Raw genomic sequence first — 2,912 nt, 5'->3', positions numbered from 1 at the left:
ACTAACGTATCTTTTGGTTTTTTTGTAAGAGTTTCCCTCTCTTTTCGTCCGAAAGTACTTTTACTCTCGAAATCTTTACGGGTTCCTTCTTTATCGTCTCGTTGTTTAATTTTCAAGGTCCCATGCGTCAAAATAAACAGAAGAAATTTCAAAATCAATTTGGCTTACAGCAAACTGTTCTGATTTTTGCTCCGTTTTTCGACGGCTTAACTATAATATCACGTCTTAAAGCCGCTGTCAACGCTTTTTGGGCCCTTTTTAAAAGTTTTTTGATTATATAAGGTTCTTGAAGTAGAATCTTATGTTTGCTATAATGTTTGACAGCGCTTTTCAATAATAAGGGGGGATCGGTTTGCCGATTAGAATACAGGATTCTCTTCCCGCCCGGCATGTGCTGGAGTCAGAGAATATTTTTGTCATGACACATGAAAGGGCAATGAGTCAGGATATTCGCCCTTTGAAAATTGTCATTTTGAACCTGATGCCTACAAAAATCGAAACGGAAACCCAGCTGCTTCGTCAACTGAGCAATTCTCCGCTGCAGGTAGACGTCGAGCTGATGCAGATGGCCACTCACTTTTCAAAGAACACGTCTCAGACTCACCTGAATACCTTCTATAAAACATTTGCGGAATTGAAGAATCAAAAATTCGACGGAATGATTGTAACGGGAGCGCCGGTGGAAAAACTCCCGTTTGAGCAGGTTGACTACTGGCCGGAGCTTTGCGACATTATGGCTTGGAGCCGTAAAAATGTTTATTCCACGATGTATATCTGCTGGGGGGCTCAGGCCGGTCTGTATTATCATTACCGCATCCCCAAATATTTGCTTGCCAAAAAGATCTCCGGAATTTTCATGCACAGCGTCCTTCTCCCGCTGCACCCGCTGGTGCGTGGATTTGACGACGATTTCTGGGCGCCGCATTCGCGCTATACCGGGACCCGCCGGGAGGATATTCTGGTACATCCGGAGCTCGAAATTCTTACCGAATCAAAAGACGCGGGGCCGCACATTATCGCGGCGAAAAGCGGCCGGCAGTTCTTTGTCACGGGGCACGAGGAATATGAACGCGATACCCTGAAAAAGGAATATCTTCGGGATTTAAAAAAAGGAATTGGTCCGGAAATGCCGAAAAATTATTTTCCGGATAACGATTCGGCCAAAGAACCGCCGTTTCTCTGGCGCAGCCACGCGAGCCTGATGTTTTCAAACTGGCTGAACTATTATGTATATCAGCAGACCCCTTATGATATTAAGGATATTACTGAATAAAGGCCCAACTCATAAGCTTTAAACAGCAATATCAATCATGCTGTACGAAAGGCCGGGAAACAGCAAACAAGCTGCTTCCCGGCCTTGTCATGATAATTTCAACTGCAATTCTTTCAGAATCTTCTTTTCCCGCCGGGACACCTGCACCTGCGTCATGCCAAGCGCGGAGGCTGTTTCCGTCTGTGTACGGTTCTGAAAGTAACGGAAAATGATGATACTGCGGTCCCGCGGCTCCAGTTCCGTCACGACCTGCTTGAGCGACAACATCTCGGCAATTTTATCATCATTGGATTCAACGCCGACATCAATCTGCCCTCCTCCGTCTTCCTCCGTCGCAGTCAGGGAAATCGGCAGCTGCGCCGCTCCCAAAGCCTCAGCCGCCTGTTCCGGCTCCACCTCCAGCAAATCGGCGAGTTCCTGAATCGTCGGAGATCGTCCTTCGCGTTCCAAAAACGACGCGGAAAGGCGCGTAGCGCGAAGCGAAAGCTCCTTGAGCCCGCGGCCGACTTTGATCGCGCCGCCGTCGCGGAACAATCTGCGGATTTCCCCCAGGATCACGGGAACCGCGTAAGTGGAAAATTTGACGCCGCGGTCCGGGTCAAAATGATCGACCGCCTTGACCAGGCCCAGACATCCCGCCTGAAACAAATCGTCATACTCGACGCCGCGCCCGCGGAAATGCCTTGCACAGGAATGAACGAGTCCGATATTTTTCCGAACCGCCTGATCCCTATCCATTCTGCTTGGGGCGGCGTTCCATCGTTTTTTTCATGGTGACCGTCGTGCCCTTTCCGGGTTTGGAGGTCACACGAAGCTTATCCATAAAGCTCTGCATGACGGCAAAACCAAGGCCGGCCCGTTCTCCCTCCTGGGTTGTGAAAAGCGGCTGCATTGCCTGCTCGATATCTTCGATTCCGCAGCCTTTGTCGCGGATTTTTACAACGATGCCGCCGTCCTCATAAAGACGGCATGTTATGTATATCACTCCGATCGTATCCCGGTATGCGTGAACAATGCAATTCGTAACCGCCTCGGAAACCGCGGTTTTAATGTCGCAGAGCTCGTCCACCGTGGGGTCCAGCTGCGCAATGAACGCCGAAACTGCGGCCCGGGCGAACGCTTCGTTGGATGAACAGCTCAGTAAAGAAACTGACATCTCATTAACCGGCTTCAAATTCATTATCCCCCTTAATTACACATAGCTGGTTCAAACCCGCCAGTGAAACGATTTTTTCAATTTTTCTTGGAAGGCGGACAATTTCCACCGTCCCCCCCCACAGCTGCATCAGTTTGCAGCGGCCCATAATCAGCCCGATGCCGGAACTGTCCATAAACTGCACCGCGGAAAAATCGAAAATAATTTTTTTCGGCTTGACTCTGGACGCGGTCTCATCAATCTCCCCCCGAATTTCCCTTGCGGAATGGTGGTCAATCTCCCCGCTCAGAACCGCCGTCAGGACTCCTTCCCTGAGAATCAGCCTGACGCCCATAGAAAAACCTCCCGTTTTTTGAATTCGTATTGTAAAGTTAAATGAAAGTTGAGGACTCGTCAGCCCTTCTGGTACAATGGTTTTGACACAAAACAATGTACTCCCGAAAGGAGACGAGTCCTCATGACAAAATCATACCAGATTTGCTG

General features: G+C 49.1%; 4 protein-coding genes. 1 reads left to right on the top strand and 3 read right to left on the bottom strand.

Translation table 11 applies throughout. The features are described 5' to 3' along the window. The first annotated feature begins 352 nt into the window (after window positions 1-352). Window positions 353-1,273 carry a homoserine O-acetyltransferase MetA gene (metA, locus tag CAFE_RS11550; RefSeq protein WP_156990727.1) on the top strand — a complete coding sequence of 307 codons (921 nt, stop codon included), beginning with the start codon at window positions 353-355 and terminating at the stop codon, window positions 1,271-1,273. Window positions 1,274-1,360: 87 nt separating this feature from the next. On the opposite strand, the gene CAFE_RS11545 is transcribed toward metA, so the two are convergent. From CAFE_RS11545 to CAFE_RS11535, 3 genes are read right to left on the bottom strand one after another with little or no spacing between them, the layout of a single operon-like run. Then, window positions 1,361-2,011, bottom strand: coding sequence for a sigma-70 family RNA polymerase sigma factor (locus tag CAFE_RS11545; protein ID WP_156990726.1), 651 nt, complete (start codon window positions 2,009-2,011; stop codon window positions 1,361-1,363). Further along, a complete protein-coding gene (gene spoIIAB, locus CAFE_RS11540; RefSeq protein WP_276529269.1) occupies window positions 2,004-2,447 on the bottom strand; it encodes an anti-sigma F factor in 444 nt (147 codons plus the stop codon). Before spoIIAB ends, CAFE_RS11545 begins: the two co-directional genes overlap by 8 nt. Continuing rightward, window positions 2,434-2,763, bottom strand: coding sequence for an STAS domain-containing protein (locus CAFE_RS11535; protein WP_156990724.1), 330 nt, complete (start codon window positions 2,761-2,763; stop codon window positions 2,434-2,436). Before CAFE_RS11535 ends, spoIIAB begins: the two co-directional genes overlap by 14 nt. Window positions 2,764-2,912 lie beyond the last annotated feature (149 nt).

Origin of the sequence: Caproicibacter fermentans, assembly GCF_009746625.1 — a bacterium.
GTDB classification, from domain to species: Bacteria; Bacillota; Clostridia; order Oscillospirales; family Acutalibacteraceae; genus Caproicibacter; species Caproicibacter fermentans.
This window is presented reverse-complemented; position numbering and strand designations above follow the sequence as displayed.